The sequence below is a fragment of the Streptomyces sp. NBC_00076 genome (assembly GCF_045041235.1).
Lineage (GTDB): Bacteria > Actinomycetota > Actinomycetes > Streptomycetales > Streptomycetaceae > Streptomyces.
Map to the genome: position 1 here is coordinate 895,222 of NZ_CP108242.1, position 13,174 is coordinate 908,395.

A 13,174-nucleotide genomic window follows, 5' to 3' on the forward strand; every position below is an offset into this window, starting at 1 on the left:
CGGACCTGAAGGTTACGGATGCGTCCCGGACTCTTGACGGCCGCCGCATGACTGCGTAGACATGACAGCGCAGTCAGACACACGGCGTCTGGCAGTATGGGGCTCGATCGTGCGGCCGACCAGGAGACGTCATGACGCGAGGGACAGGACGGGACGGGAGTCCCGGCGCGCCGCGCAGTGTGGACGTGGCCCGGGTGGCCGGTGTCTCGCAGAAGACGGTGTCGAGGGTCTTCAACGACGAGCCGTATGTCTCCGCCGACGTGCGCCGACGCGTCCTCGACGCCGCCGAGCAGCTCGGCTACCGCCGCAACAACGCCGCCCGGGCGCTGGCCTCCGGACGGACCCGCTCGATCGGTGTGGTGACGCTGGGCACGGCCCTGTACGGTCCCGCCTCACTGCTCATGGGCGTGGAGCGGGTCGTCCGGGACACGGGTTACGCGCTCCGGGTGGTCAACACGATGGAAGGCGACCCCTCGGGGCTCGCCGGCGCCGTCGACTCGCTCCTCGACCAGGGCGTGGACGGGATCGTCATCTCCGAGCCGATCGAGGAGGAAGCGGGCGCGGGAGACCTCTCCGCCCGCATCAACGTGCCGGTCCTGGTCCTCGGCGCGCCACCGCCCTTCACCGCCTCCACGGTGCTGGCCGCGGGAGGCGGCGCCGACGTGATGGCCCGGGCGGCCGTCGAGCATCTGCTGGACCTGGGACACCCGACCGTCCATCACCTCGCCGGTCCCCAGCGGTGGTACGCCGCCAAGGACCGTCTTGAGGGATGGCGGGCGGCCCTGGCAGCACACGGCAGGGCCGAACCGCCGGTCTTCGAGGGCGACTGGTCGGCCGCCTCCGGCTACTCGGCGGGCCAGGAGCTGGCCGCCGACCCCGACGTGACGGCGGTGTTCGCCGCGAACGACGACATGGCCATCGGCCTGATCCGTGCCCTGACGGAAGCCGGCCGGCGTGTGCCGGAGGACATCAGCGTCGTCGGCTTCGACGACATCCCGGTCGCCGCCTATGTGACTCCTCCGCTGACCACGGTGCGCCAGCCGTTCGACACCGTGGCGCAGGAGGGGCTCAAGCGCCTGGTGCACGCCATCGAGAACCCGCAGGCGGAGCCTCTGCCGGCGAGCGGCCCACCGGTCGATCTCGTCGTCCGTGCCTCGACCCAGCCCCCGGCGTCCGTAAGGCCTCCGGGACGGCGCCGACATACCGCCTCCCGGCCCCGGGTCGAGACGTCCAGTCCCCCGCCTCCGAAGGGAGGGTCGTCCACCCGGCGCTGAACAGCGCCGTAGGCCAGGCCGCAGAAACCGGACCGGGCATGTGATCCCAGGGGCGAGCCGCCGTACCGGCCCTTGTTCAGCCCTGCCCATCCCGACCGTGTCCCCGCCGCCGCGGACGCCCCCGCAGCTCGGACGACGCGCGCACTCCTCCTCACCCAGTGGCTCTCGAGCCGCATGGGCGCGGCGTTCTCCGGCCCGTCCCGCACACACCTGTGCGCCGTCAACCGGTAGCAGTCGGCGCGCTTTGTGAACCGTCAGCCCGACACCGTCGGCTTCGACGTCCAGGCCGTCACGCACACGCCCGCTTTCCCCTTCGTCATCCCCTTTTCGCACGCCCTCCCTCGGCGTGCGGTCCCCTTCGCCATCGGCGGGAGTTCACCATGCCCACATCCGGATCCTTCGCAAGCTCCTCCTCCATGAACCGCAGGCTCTTCCTCACCACGACGGGCGCCCTGTCCCTCGGGGCCGCCCTCACGGCCTGCGGTGGCGGTGACTCCGGTGGTTCCTCCACCGCCGCCAAGCCGGTCAGCCAGGCCGACATCGACAAGGCGATGAAGACGCCGACCGAGCTGACGTTCTGGACCTGGGTCCCGAACATCGCGAAGGAGGTCGCGCTCTTCGAGAAGAAGTACCCGGCCGTCAAGGTCAAGGTCGTCAACGCGGGCCAGGGCACCCCGCAGTACACCAAGTTGCGTACGGCTCTGAAGGCCGGCAGCGGCGCCCCGGACATGGTGCAGATCGAGTACCAGGCGATACCGACCTTCACCATCACCGACAGTCTGCTGGACCTGCGCCCCTACGGCGCCTCCGCGCTCAAGGGGCAGTTCGTCGACTGGACGTGGGGCCAGGTCAGCGGCAGCGACGGCGAGGTCTGGGCGATCCCGCAGGACACCGGCCCGATGGGCATGCTGTACCGGCAGGACATCTTCGACAAGCACGGCATCGAAGTCCCGGGAACCTGGGACGAGTTCGCCGCCGCGGCACGCAAGCTCCACAAGGCCGACCCCGACGTCTACTTGACCAACCTCGCGGCCAACCAGGTCGCCGCCTGGCACGGCCTGCTGTGGCAGGCGGGCGCCAAGCCGTACGTGACCTCCGGCAAGAGCGACATCGCCATCAGTGTCGACGACGCGGTCTCCCGGAAGCTCGGCGAGTACTGGGGCGGGCTCGCGAAGGAGGGGGTCATCGGCGTCGAGCCGGACTTCACCGACTCCTGGTACGCGGCGCTCAACAAGGGCAAGTACGCCACCTGGATCACCGCCGCCTGGGGGCCGGTCTTCCTCTCCGGTTCCGCCAAGGCCACCGCCGGCAAGTGGCGCGCGGCCCCGCTGCCCCAGTGGGACGCGGCCAAGCCCAGCTCCGGCAACTGGGGCGGCTCGACCACCGCCGTCATCCGCTCCACCAAGAACCCCGTCGCGGCGGCCGTGTTCGCGCAGTTCCTCAACAGCGACCCGGCCAGCGCGAAGATGTTCGCCACCGAACAGTTCTTCTTCCCGGCGACGAAGGCGCTCCTGACGGACCCCGCCTTCGTCGGAGAGAAGCCGGCGTTCTACGGCGGCCAGCAGGTCAACCAGGTCTTCGCCGACATCGGCACCACGGTCAACTCCTCTTTCCAGTGGCCTCCGTTCCTCGACCAGGCGGCGACCGACTGGACCGAGACGGTCGGCAAGTCCCTCGCCGACAAGACCGACACCGCCCGCGCGCTCGGCACCTGGCAGACGCGGCTGACCACGTACGCCAAGGCCCAGGGCTTCACCGTCAAGGGGCGCTGAGATGGCCGTCACCAGCGCTCCCTCCGCCAAGGGGAGGCGCCGGGCGGCGGGGCCGCTGTTCGTCGCACCGTTCATGGTGCTCTTCGTCCTGCTCTTCCTCGCCCCGCTCGGCTACGCCGCCTACCTCAGCCTGTTCCAGGAACGCCTCATCGGCGGCACCGCGTTCGTCGGACTGGACAACTACGTCAAGGCCGTCCAGGACCCGCTGCTCATTCACGGCGTCGGACGGGTCGCGCTGTTCTTCGTGATCCAGGTCCCGGTGATGCTGCTGCTGGCGCTGCTGTTCGCCCTCGCACTCGACAGCGGGCTGCTGCGGCTGGCCCGGGTGATCCGGCTGGGCATCTTCGTGCCGTACGCCGTGCCGAGCGTGGTGGCCGCCCTCATGTGGGGCTATCTGTACGGCCCGGACTTCGGCCCGTTCGCCCAGCTGAGCCGGAAGCTGGACCTGCCGGTCCCCGGCTTCCTCAGCGAGAGCTGGATGCTCGGCAGTCTGGCGAACATCGTGACCTGGGAGTTCGTCGGCTACAACATGATCATCCTGTACGCCGCCCTGCGCACCATCCCGCAGGAGCTGTACGAGGCGGCCGCGATGGACGGGGCCGGCGCCTGGCGGATCGCCTGGTCCGTCAAACTCCCGGCTCTCAAACCGGCGTTGCTGCTCACCCTGTTGTTCTCCGTCATCGGCAGTTTCCAGCTGTTCAACGAACCGAACCTGCTGATGAAGGTCGCCCCGGACGTCATCAGCAGCTCCTACACCGCCAACCTCTACGCCTACACGCTCGCCTTCACCGGCCAGCAGGTCAACTACGCGGCCACGGTGTCCTTCCTCCTCGGCCTCGTCATCGTGATCGCCTCCTACGCCATCCTGCTCACCGCGAACCGCAGGAGGACCCCGTGACGACCACGACCCCCACGGTCGCCGCCACCCCGGTGGCGACCCCGGTTCCCGTCGCCCCTCGGCGACGCCGCCGCTCCCGCGCCCGCCGCAGCACCTCGCTGACCATCGCGATGCTGGCCGCCCTGGCCTACTTCCTGCTCCCCCTGTTCTGGCTGCTGATCGCCTCGACCAAGAGCACCCAGGACCTGTTCAACAGCTTCGGCCTGTGGTTCTCACACGCCCCGCAACTGCTGGCGAACGTCAAGGAGACCTTCACCCAGGACGACGGGGTCTTCGTGCACTGGCTGCTCAACACGGTGATGTACGCCGTGGTGAGCTCCGTGGGTGCCGCCCTGCTCGCGGCGGCGGCCGGGTACGGCTTCGCCAAGTTCCGCTTCCGCGGCGACCGGCTCGGCTTCAACCTGGTTCTGGGCGCCGTCATGGTCCCGACCACCGCCCTGGCGATCCCGACCTACCTCCTCTTCGCCGAGGCGGGCCTGGTCAACACCCCGTGGGCGATCATCCTGCCTTCCCTGGTCAATCCGTTCGGCCTCTACCTCATGCGCGTCTACGCGCAGGACGCCATTCCCGACAGCATCCTGGAGGCGGCCCGCATCGACGGCGCCGGGGAAGCCCGGATCTTCTTCACGATCGCCCTGCGACTGCTCGCACCGGGCCTGGTGACCGTCCTGCTGTTCACGCTCGTGGCGACCTGGAACAACTACTTCCTGCCGCTGATCATGCTCAACGACCCGGACCTGTACCCGATCACGGTCGGGCTCTCCTCCTGGGCCGCGCAGGCCCAGAACGGCGGGGCCGGCTCCAGCAGCGACATGCTCGCTCTCGTCGTGACCGGATCCCTGATCTCGATCCTGCCCCTCGTCGTGGCCTTCCTGCTGCTCCAGCGGTACTGGCAGAGCGGCCTGGCCGCCGGCGGCGTCAAGCAGTAGGGCACGCAGTCCTCCTCGTACTCCCTGTTCTCCTTCGGAGGTTTCTTCATGGCGGCTCTGCCTGCCCGCGTCCTCTTCGGTGCCGCGTACTACCACGAGTACCGGCCGCCCTACGGCGACGGACGCCCCGACGAACGCCTCAAGACCGACCTCGATCTCATGGCCGACGCGCATGTCACCGTCATCAGGGTCGGCGAGTCCGTCTGGTCCACCTGGGAGCCCGAGAACGGCCGCTTCGACCTCGACTGGCTCCAGCCCGTCCTCGACGGCGCCCACGAACGCGGCATCTCCGTCGTCCTCGGCACCCCGACCTACGCCGTCCCGCCGTGGCTGGCCCGCCAGTACCCGGAGATCACCGGCGAGCGGCGCACCGGAGAGCGCATCGGCTGGGGCGCCCGTCAGGAGGTCGACTTCACCCACCCCGCGTTCCGGTTCCACGCCGAGCGGATCATCCGCAAGGTCGTCGCCCGGTACGCCGGGCACCCCGCGGTCATCGGCTTCCAGGTCGACAACGAACCCGGCCTGGAGCTCTTCCACAACCACGGCGTCTTCCAGCGCTTCGTGGACCACCTGCGCGCCAGGTACGGCGACGTCGAGACCCTCAACCGCGAGTGGGGCCTGGTCTACTGGTCGCACCGACTGTCGACATGGGCCGACCTGTGGACCCCGGACGGCAACGCGCAGCCGCAGTACGACGTCGCCTGGCGGGAGTTCCAGGCCCGCCAGGTCACCGAGTTCATCGGCTGGCAGGCCGACATCGTCCGCGAGTACTCCGACCCCGAGCACTTCGTCACCACCTGCATCTCCTACAAGCGCCCCGGGGTGGAGGACGACGAGCTGACCGACCGCCTCGACATCGCCACGGGCAACGCGTACTACGGCATGCAGGACGATCTGCTGCTGCCCGACCCCACGCCGGACGACCACGTGCAGGGCTGGCAGACCACCGGCGTGTGGGCGCTGTATCAGACCGCCGACTGGATGTTCTCCTCCCGCCAGGAGCCCTTCCTCGTCACCGAGACCAACGCCGGCTCCATCGGCATGCCGTGGGACAACCGTCCCGCCTACGACGGTCAGTGGCGGCAGGCGGCCTGGGCGCTGGTCGGTCGCGGGGCCCGCATGATCGAGTACTGGCACTGGCACACGCTGCACTTCGGCGCGGAGACCTACTGGGGCGGCATCCTGCCCCACACCGGCCGGCCCGGCCGCACCTACGCCGAACTCGCCCGGCTGGGCGCCGAGTTCGAGGCGGCCGGTCCGCTCGTCGCCGGGCTCGAACCGGACGCCGACATCACGATGGTGTACTCGACGCCGAGCAAGTGGCTCATGCAGAAGTACCCGCCGCTCGCGACACCCGACGGCGAGCCGGACCCGGAGGCCTACCACGGCATCTTCGACCCCCTCTACCGCGGCGCCTTCGACGCCGGCCGTCAGGTCCGCATCGTCCACGCCCGCCAACTGCACGACCCGCGAGCCGAACGGGAGGGCATGACGCCGCAGGAGGCCGTGGTCCGCCACCCCGTCCTCGTCGTCCCGGCGTTGTACCTCGCCGCCGACTCCACGCTCGACTGGCTGGCGGCCTATGCGGAGGCGGGCGGCCATCTGGTCCTCGGTCCGCGCACCGGCTACGCCGACCACGAGGCCCGGGCCCGCCACGAACCGGCCCCCGGGCGACTGGTGGAGGCCGCGGGTGTCCACTACGACGAGTTCAGCAACCTCGTACAGGAGGTCCCCGTCCGGTCGGCCTCCGGTGGGCCGCTCGACCTGCCGGAGCGCGCGACGGCGACCCGCTGGGCGGACGGCCTGACCGTCACCGACGCCGAGGTGCTCGCCGGCTACGACCACCCCCACTTCGGCCGCTGGCCCGCGGTCACCACCCGCCGCCACGGCTCCGGCCGCGTCACCACCGTCGGCACCGTCCCCGGCCGCGACCTCGCCCGGGCACTGGCCGCCTGGATGGCACCGGTCTCCCGCGGCACGTGGCGGGACCTCCCGGAACCCGTCACCGCGACGACCGGCACCTCACCCGACGGACGCCGCGTGCACATCGTCCACAACTGGAGCTGGGAGGCCACGAGCGTCTCCGCCCCGGTGGCCCTCTCCGACGCCCTGACCGGCACGTCCCTCCCCGCGGGCACGGCGCTGCACCTCGGCGCCTGGGACGTCCGCGTGTTCACCTCCTGATCGACCTGATCCGACCCCTTACCGGCATCACCGTGGCCATCCCCCGAGGAGGGGCTATGTACAGAAGAAGAGCACGCAGAGCGCTGGGAACCTTCGTCGCGGCGTCAGCGATGCTGGCGATCCCCATGGGCAGCGCGCACGCGTACAACCCGACCGGCGGGATCCTCTACCAGCTCGGAAACGAACCGTGCCTCAAAGGGCGGGGCAACTGCGCGGTCTACCCGAAGTCGGCGCAGCTGCCGAGCGGCCGTCTGGTCGCGTCCTTCGAGAAGTCCACGGTGGTGTCGGCGACGGGCAGCGCCGACCAGCAGACCCTGCCCGTCTACAAGAGCGACGACCGCGGAACGTCGTGGCAGCCGCTATCCGAGGTCAAGGCTCCGGCGTATCTGTCCAGCGACCCCCAGTACGCGAAGTACACGAGCAACTGGACCAACCCGTACCTCTACACGCTTCCGCAGGACGTCGGGAACCTGAAGCAGGGCACACTGCTGCTTGCGAGTGTCGTGTCGGGCGACGACTACTACTACAAGGAGCACAAGGCGGCCGACCCGAACTGGACGCCGTCCAACGACGGTGACCGCAAGGACCTGGCGATCGCCCTGTACTCCAGCACCGACGAAGGCGCGACGTGGAAGGTCGTCAACGTCGTCGCGACGGGCGGCTGGCAGGGCGGCAGCGCGGGCGCGACCGGGCAGAACATCGCCGCCGCGAACACGAACAAGCAGGTGGACCCCATCTGGGAGCCGTACCTGATGGTCTACAAGGGCCGACTCGTCTGCTACTACTCCGACGAGAACGACTACACCGGCTTCAACGCGACCACCGGCGTCCCCACGCTGGACCCCGCCAACGACACCGCCACGGACTCCCAGGGCCAGATCCTCGCCCACAAGACCTGGGACGGTCGCAGCGCGCAGTGGAGCGCCCCCGTCGTCGACGTCGCCGGACTGACGCAGGACATGGGAGGCGGCAAGACGGAGATCGGGGGCGGACGGCCGGGCATGGCGAACGTCGTACGGACGACGGACGGCAAGTGGCTCCTGACCTTCGAGTACTGGGGCGGCGGAGTCAACACCAAGTACCTGCTCGCCGATGACCCGTTGAAGATCTACACCGGCTCCGCCACCGGCACGGGCGTCACCACGTTGCCCCTCGACGCTGGTTCCCACGCCCTCGCGACGGGCGGCAGTCCGGTCCTCATCCGGCTTCCCGGCGGGCGCCTGGTGTACAACGCGGCCGGCAGCGGCAACGTCTGGGTCAACGAGAGCGGACGCGGCGACGGCACCTGGAAGGAGTACCAGACGTCCTCGCAGGCCGGTTACAGCCGCAACCTGCAGTACGTCGAGGGCACCGGCCGTATCGCGATCCTCAACAACCAGGGCACCTCGACGATCGCCCACGCCGAGGTCGACCTCGGCCACTCGGCCGGGGTCTACTACCAGTTGGTGAACCGCAAGACCGACCAGGTGATCGGCACCGGGAACAAGACCAACGACGCGAACATCGGCAACTCGGACGTACCCGACGTCCGTCTGGAGGAGCCCGGCTCGGCGGCGAATCCGGACACCCAGTACTGGCACGTGGTGACCGAGCCGAACGGCGGCACGAGCCTGCTGAACAAGTCGGGCGGCCGCGCCGCGGCCATCTGGACGGGGAACGCGACGGCCGGCCAGCGGATCGGACAGTGGGTCGACAACAGCGCCACCGGCAGCTGGAACCTGGTCAAGACCAGCGACGGGTTCTACAAGCTCCAGTCGGTCAAGAACACCAGCCTGTACGTGACCGGAGCGTCCGACGGAGCGCCGCTGACCTTGCAGAACGCGGCCACGGACGGCTCTCAGGACTGGGAGCTCGTGCAGTAGACGCCGGCCTTCAACGGTCGGCGACACCCCGTACGAGGGCTCTCGAAAGCGCGGCCCTCGTACGGGGTAGTCACTCAGGCGGACATGTCCCGTCGGTCAGGAGCGGCGGCGGCTTCCGTTCGGCCATGGCCTCGCGCAGGCGGTGTTGTACGGCGGCCGGGGCGCCCGCCGTCAGGAGTGCCTCCCGCAGCGCGCCCGCGATCGGGGGCACATCGAGTACCCCGGGCCGGGCCAGCGGCGCCTCGGTGGCCAGACGGGCTCTGATGTGGTCCCGCAGCAGTACCTGGTCGTTCTGCAGGGTGCCGCCGCCGAGTACCACCGGTGTCGGGGTGCGCAGCAGGCGGAGTCGGCGCAGCAGGGCGGTCACCATGACGACGATCTCGTCGCCGAGGCGTTCCACGATGCCCCGTGCCACCGCGTCGCCGTCGGCGGCGGTCACGAAGACCAGGGGTGCCAGGCCGTGCAGAGCGGTCACCGGTATGTCGCCGCTACTGACGGCCAGTGCGACGGACTCCACACTGTCCAGGCCGAAGTGCCCCGGCAGGGTTTTCCGCAGCCGGGTCGCCGGTCCCCGCCCGTCGCCCGCGCGGACGGCGGCCCCCAGGCCCGCCCGGGCCACGGCGAGCCCGCCGCCCCAGTCCCCGGTGAGGTCGCCGAGGGACAGGAAGCGGGCCGAGCGGCCCCCCGGATGGACGGCGGCCGCGTTGATGCCGGCGCCGGACACCACCGCCACTCCCCAGCCGTCCGGTGCGCCGGCCCGCAGGACGGCGAGTGTGTCGTTGCGCACCAGGGTCCGGTCGGCCACGCCCAGGCGGGTCAACTGCCGTAGCGCCAGGCGCTCCTGGGCCCGGCGGTCGACGTTGGCGAGGAAGTACGCGCCGACCGAGACCGGCGTCGTGTCGGGAAGGCCGGCCTCCGCCAGCGCGTGCCGGCCCAGGTCGGCGAGCCGTTCGGTGGTGATCTCCATTCCCTCGGTGTGCGGACGGGTGCCCGGGCCGCGCACCCAGGACAGCAGCCGTCCCTCGGTGTCCGCGAGGACGAGGTCGGTCTTGGAGTTTCCTCCGTCGACGCCCACCACGAGGTCAGGCATCGACGGCCTCGCTCGTGAAGAACCGGGGCAGATGAGGGCGGTTGGCGTCCAGCAGCGCGTCGAGAAGCGTGTCCGCACGCGCCCATTCGCGTACCAGCGGGTTGGCGATCAGGGCGCGCCGGGCCACCGTCCGGTCCCCCGTCAGGGCGGCCTCGACGGTGAGGGTCTCGTACGCGGTGACCGCCTGGACGAGCCCGAGCATCTCGGGCGGCAGGGGTGGCACGGGGAGCGGGTGCGGTCCGTCGGTGTCGACGTGGGCCGGCACTTCGACCACGGCCTCGTCCGGCAGGCCGGGCAGGACTCCGTCGTTGCGTACGTTCACGTAGTGGTGGGCACCGTCGCCGGTGAGCAGGCTGGTGACCAGGGCGGCCGCGGCTTCGCTGTAGTACGCCCCGCCGCGCTGCTCCAGCAGGTCGGGTTTGCGGTCCAGGCCGGGGTCCGCGTAGAGGGTCAGCAACTCCCTTTCGATGGCGAGGACTTGTGAGGCGCGGTGGGTTCCGGCCTGCTGGGCCCGGACCTCGTCGTCCGTGCAGTAGAAGTAGTGGAGGTAGTACGAGGGGATGGCACCGAGGTCGCGCAACGCCCCGGCGGGGACCCGGGTCTGCGCGGCGAGTTCGTCGAGGGCGTCGCCGCTCAGCAGTTCCGGCAGACGGTCCACTCCGTCCACGGTGACCGAGCGGATCCAGGACAGGTGGTTGAGTCCTGCGTGGCCGAGCCGTACACGGTCGGGTTCGGTGCCGAGGCGGGCCGCCAACTGCCGCTGGAACTTGATCGCCACATTGCACAGGCCGACGGCGCGATGCCCGGCGTCCAGCAGGGCGCGGGTGACGATGCCGACCGGGTTGGTGAAGTCGACGATCCAGGCGCCGGGCCTGGCGCGGCGGCGTACCTCGGCGGCGATGTCGAGCACCACCGGCACCGTGCGCAGGGCCTTCGCGAAGCCGCCGGGGCCGGTGGTCTCCTGCCCCAGCAGGCCGAAGCGGTTCGGCAGGGTCTCGTCGACCAGGCGGGCCGCCTGCCCGCCCACGCGGAGTTGGACGAGCACCGCGGCCGCTCCGTCGACCGCGTGGGCAAGGTCGTCGGTGGTGGTCAGGCGGCCGGGGAAGCCGTGCCGGGCGAGGATACGACGGGACAGTCCGCCGATCACGGCCAGCCGTTCGGCGTCGATGTCGTGCAGGACGAGTTCGTCGACGGGCAGTACACCGGCGCGCCGGGCGAAACCTTCGATCAGTTCGGGTGTGTAGGTACTGCCACCGCCGACAACGGTGATCTTCATCGTGCTCCTGGAGTGTGCGTGGGGGGAGGTTCAGCCCTTGACGCCGGTCAGCGCGATGCCCTCGACGAAGACCTTCTGCGCCAGGAAGAACAGCACCAGGACGGGCAGCAGGAACATCAGCGAGGCCGCCATCTGCAGCTCGTAGGCGTTCTGGTGCCCGTTCTTGGCGAGCTGGCTGAGGGCCACCGCGAGGGTCTGGCCGGTGTCGCTGTTGCCCGTGTAGAGCAGCGGGTTGTAGAAGTCGTTCCACGCGTACAGGAACGCGAAGAGCCCCACGGCGGCGATCGCCGGCTTGGCCATGGGGATCAGGACCCGCCACAGGATGCGCAGTTCTCCCGCGCCGTCGACCCGGGCCGCCTCGGTGAACTCGTCGGGGATGGTCAGGAAGAACTGGCGCAGCAGAAAGATGCTGAAGGCGTCGCCGAAGAAGGACGGGACGATGAGGGGTTTGAGGGTGCCCACCCAGCCGACGTGCGCGTACATGACGTACAGGGGAAGGCTGGTGACCTGTGCCGGGATCATCATCGCGGCGAGGACCACCAGGAAGACGCCCTCCCGGCCACGCCATCGCAGCCGGGCCAGCGCGTAGGCCACGGGTACCGAGGAGACGACGACGCCCACCGTGGACAGTCCGGCGTACAGCATCGTGTTGAGCAGGTCGCGGCCGAACGGCATGGCCGAGAAGACCTTGCGGAAGTTGCCGAACTCCCAGGGTGAGGGCCACAGCGAGCCGGTGCCGGCCTGGTGCTGGGTCATGAACGCGGTGAGGACGCCGATGGTCAGCGGCAGCAGGAAGCACAGCGCGATCGCGACGGCCGGCGCGTGCTCGGCCAACAGGTACAACAGGCGTCGTCCGGTACGAGGTTGACGCTTCGTCAGATCGAGGGTGCTCATCGGCCACCGCCCGCGTGGTGCACGAAGCGGCGCGAGGCGCGGATGAAGACCACGGTCGCCGCGAAGATGACCAGGAACAGCAGCCAGGCCATGGCCGAGGCGTAGCCGGTCTTGAAGTAGGAGAAGCCCTGCCGGTACAGCTCCGTGGAGTAGAACAGCAGGGAGTTGGCCGGGTAGCCGATCAGGTCGTTGCTGGACGACGTGGCGTTCGCGGAGCTGGAGGCGACGAACGCCTCGGTGAAGTACTGGAAGGTGTAGATCATTCCGGTGAGCAGCGCGAAGAAGATGACCGGGGAGATCGCCGGGAGGGTGATGCTGCGGAACTTCCGCAACGCGCCCGCACCGTCGAGTTCGGCGGCCTCGTACAGCTCGCGCGGTACGTCGAGCATGGCGGCGGAGAAGATGACCATCACGTTGCCGCTGGCCCACAGCGCCATCATGACGAGGCTCGGCTTGGACCAGGCGGGGTCGGAGAACCAGCCGGGGCCATCCACGCCCACGAGACCCAGCAGCCGGTTGAGCGGTCCGACCGGGTTGAGCAGCACGATGAACGACAGGGCGGCGGCCACGACCGGCACCATGGACGGCAGGAAGAACAGCGTGCGGTACACGGCCCTGCCGCGCTTGACGCGGATGATCACCCAGGCGGCGAGCATGGCCCAGGCGGTGCGCAGCGGCACCATGACGACGACCATCCACAGTGTGTTGCGTACGGCCACCCAGAAGGTGTCGGACTGGCTGAACAGGGCGCGGTAGTTGCGCAGTCCGACGAACCGGACCGGCCGGTAGGAGCCGGCCTGGAAGTCGGTGAGGGAGTAGTAGAGCGTGGCGGCCACCGGGTAGAGCACGAAGACGGTGAACCCGAGGACGAACGGGGACAGGAAGGCGAGGACGACCCACCAGCGGGCTGTGCTCGGACGGCGCCGCCCGCCCCGGGCAGGGCGCGGGTGCGCCGTGCCCGGGTCGTCGCCCACGGGGGCGAGAACGGTCGTCAT

At 70.0% G+C, this 13,174-nt stretch carries 10 protein-coding genes; 6 read left to right on the forward strand and 4 right to left on the reverse strand.

Going from position 1 to position 13,174, the window contains the following annotated elements:
• Positions 1-131 precede the first annotated feature (131 nt).
• From OHA64_RS04290 to OHA64_RS04315, 6 genes are all read left to right on the forward strand, one after another.
• Entirely contained in the window at positions 132-1,274 is a 1,143-nt protein-coding gene (locus OHA64_RS04290; RefSeq protein ID WP_405608015.1) for a LacI family DNA-binding transcriptional regulator, read from the forward strand.
• Positions 1,275-1,654: 380 nt separating this feature from the next.
• Positions 1,655-3,046, forward strand: a complete 1,392-nt coding sequence (locus OHA64_RS04295) for an ABC transporter substrate-binding protein (RefSeq protein WP_405608018.1) — start codon at positions 1,655-1,657, stop codon at positions 3,044-3,046.
• A gap of 1 nt (position 3,047) precedes the next feature.
• Positions 3,048-3,944 (forward strand): carbohydrate ABC transporter permease, encoded by an 897-nt coding sequence (locus OHA64_RS04300; protein ID WP_405608021.1) that lies wholly within the window; start codon positions 3,048-3,050, stop codon positions 3,942-3,944.
• The gene (locus OHA64_RS04305; protein ID WP_405608024.1) at positions 3,941-4,873 is read left to right on the forward strand and encodes a carbohydrate ABC transporter permease; all 933 of its coding nucleotides are present in this window, start codon (positions 3,941-3,943) and stop codon (positions 4,871-4,873) included. The genes OHA64_RS04300 and OHA64_RS04305 overlap by 4 nt, the downstream gene beginning before the upstream one ends.
• A gap of 48 nt (positions 4,874-4,921) precedes the next feature.
• A complete protein-coding gene (locus tag OHA64_RS04310; RefSeq protein WP_405608027.1) occupies positions 4,922-7,057 on the forward strand; it encodes a beta-galactosidase in 2,136 nt (711 codons plus the stop codon).
• Positions 7,058-7,113: 56 nt separating this feature from the next.
• Complete coding sequence (locus OHA64_RS04315) at positions 7,114-8,919, forward strand: RICIN domain-containing protein (protein ID WP_405608030.1); 1,806 nt, start codon at positions 7,114-7,116, stop codon at positions 8,917-8,919.
• 70 nt (positions 8,920-8,989) lie between these two features.
• On the opposite strand, the gene OHA64_RS04320 is transcribed toward OHA64_RS04315, so the two are convergent.
• From OHA64_RS04320 to OHA64_RS04335, 4 genes are read right to left on the reverse strand one after another with little or no spacing between them, the layout of a single operon-like run.
• A complete protein-coding gene (locus tag OHA64_RS04320) occupies positions 8,990-10,009 on the reverse strand; it encodes an N-acetylglucosamine kinase (protein WP_405608033.1) in 1,020 nt (339 codons plus the stop codon).
• Positions 10,002-11,285 (reverse strand): 6-phospho-beta-glucosidase, encoded by a 1,284-nt coding sequence (locus OHA64_RS04325; protein ID WP_405608036.1) that lies wholly within the window; start codon positions 11,283-11,285, stop codon positions 10,002-10,004. Before OHA64_RS04325 ends, OHA64_RS04320 begins: the two co-directional genes overlap by 8 nt.
• Positions 11,286-11,315: 30 nt before the next feature.
• Positions 11,316-12,179 (reverse strand): carbohydrate ABC transporter permease, encoded by an 864-nt coding sequence (locus tag OHA64_RS04330; RefSeq protein ID WP_405608039.1) that lies wholly within the window; start codon positions 12,177-12,179, stop codon positions 11,316-11,318.
• Positions 12,176-13,174, reverse strand: coding sequence for a carbohydrate ABC transporter permease (locus tag OHA64_RS04335; protein WP_405608042.1), 999 nt, complete (start codon positions 13,172-13,174; stop codon positions 12,176-12,178). The genes OHA64_RS04330 and OHA64_RS04335 overlap by 4 nt, the downstream gene beginning before the upstream one ends.

Coding starts and splice junctions, on each gene's coding strand:
- OHA64_RS04300 (WP_405608021.1), top strand. CDS start 3,048: ATGGCCGTCACCAGCGCTCCCTCCGCCAAGGGGAGGCGCCGGGCGGCG.
- OHA64_RS04330 (WP_405608039.1), bottom strand. CDS start 12,179: ATGAGCACCCTCGATCTGACGAAGCGTCAACCTCGTACCGGACGACGC.
- OHA64_RS04290 (WP_405608015.1), top strand. CDS start 132: ATGACGCGAGGGACAGGACGGGACGGGAGTCCCGGCGCGCCGCGCAGT.
- OHA64_RS04295 (WP_405608018.1), top strand. CDS start 1,655: ATGCCCACATCCGGATCCTTCGCAAGCTCCTCCTCCATGAACCGCAGG.
- OHA64_RS04335 (WP_405608042.1), bottom strand. CDS start 13,174: ATGACGACCGTTCTCGCCCCCGTGGGCGACGACCCGGGCACGGCGCAC.
- OHA64_RS04320 (WP_405608033.1), bottom strand. CDS start 10,009: ATGCCTGACCTCGTGGTGGGCGTCGACGGAGGAAACTCCAAGACCGAC.
- OHA64_RS04315 (WP_405608030.1), top strand. CDS start 7,114: ATGTACAGAAGAAGAGCACGCAGAGCGCTGGGAACCTTCGTCGCGGCG.
- OHA64_RS04325 (WP_405608036.1), bottom strand. CDS start 11,285: ATGAAGATCACCGTTGTCGGCGGTGGCAGTACCTACACACCCGAACTG.
- OHA64_RS04310 (WP_405608027.1), top strand. CDS start 4,922: ATGGCGGCTCTGCCTGCCCGCGTCCTCTTCGGTGCCGCGTACTACCAC.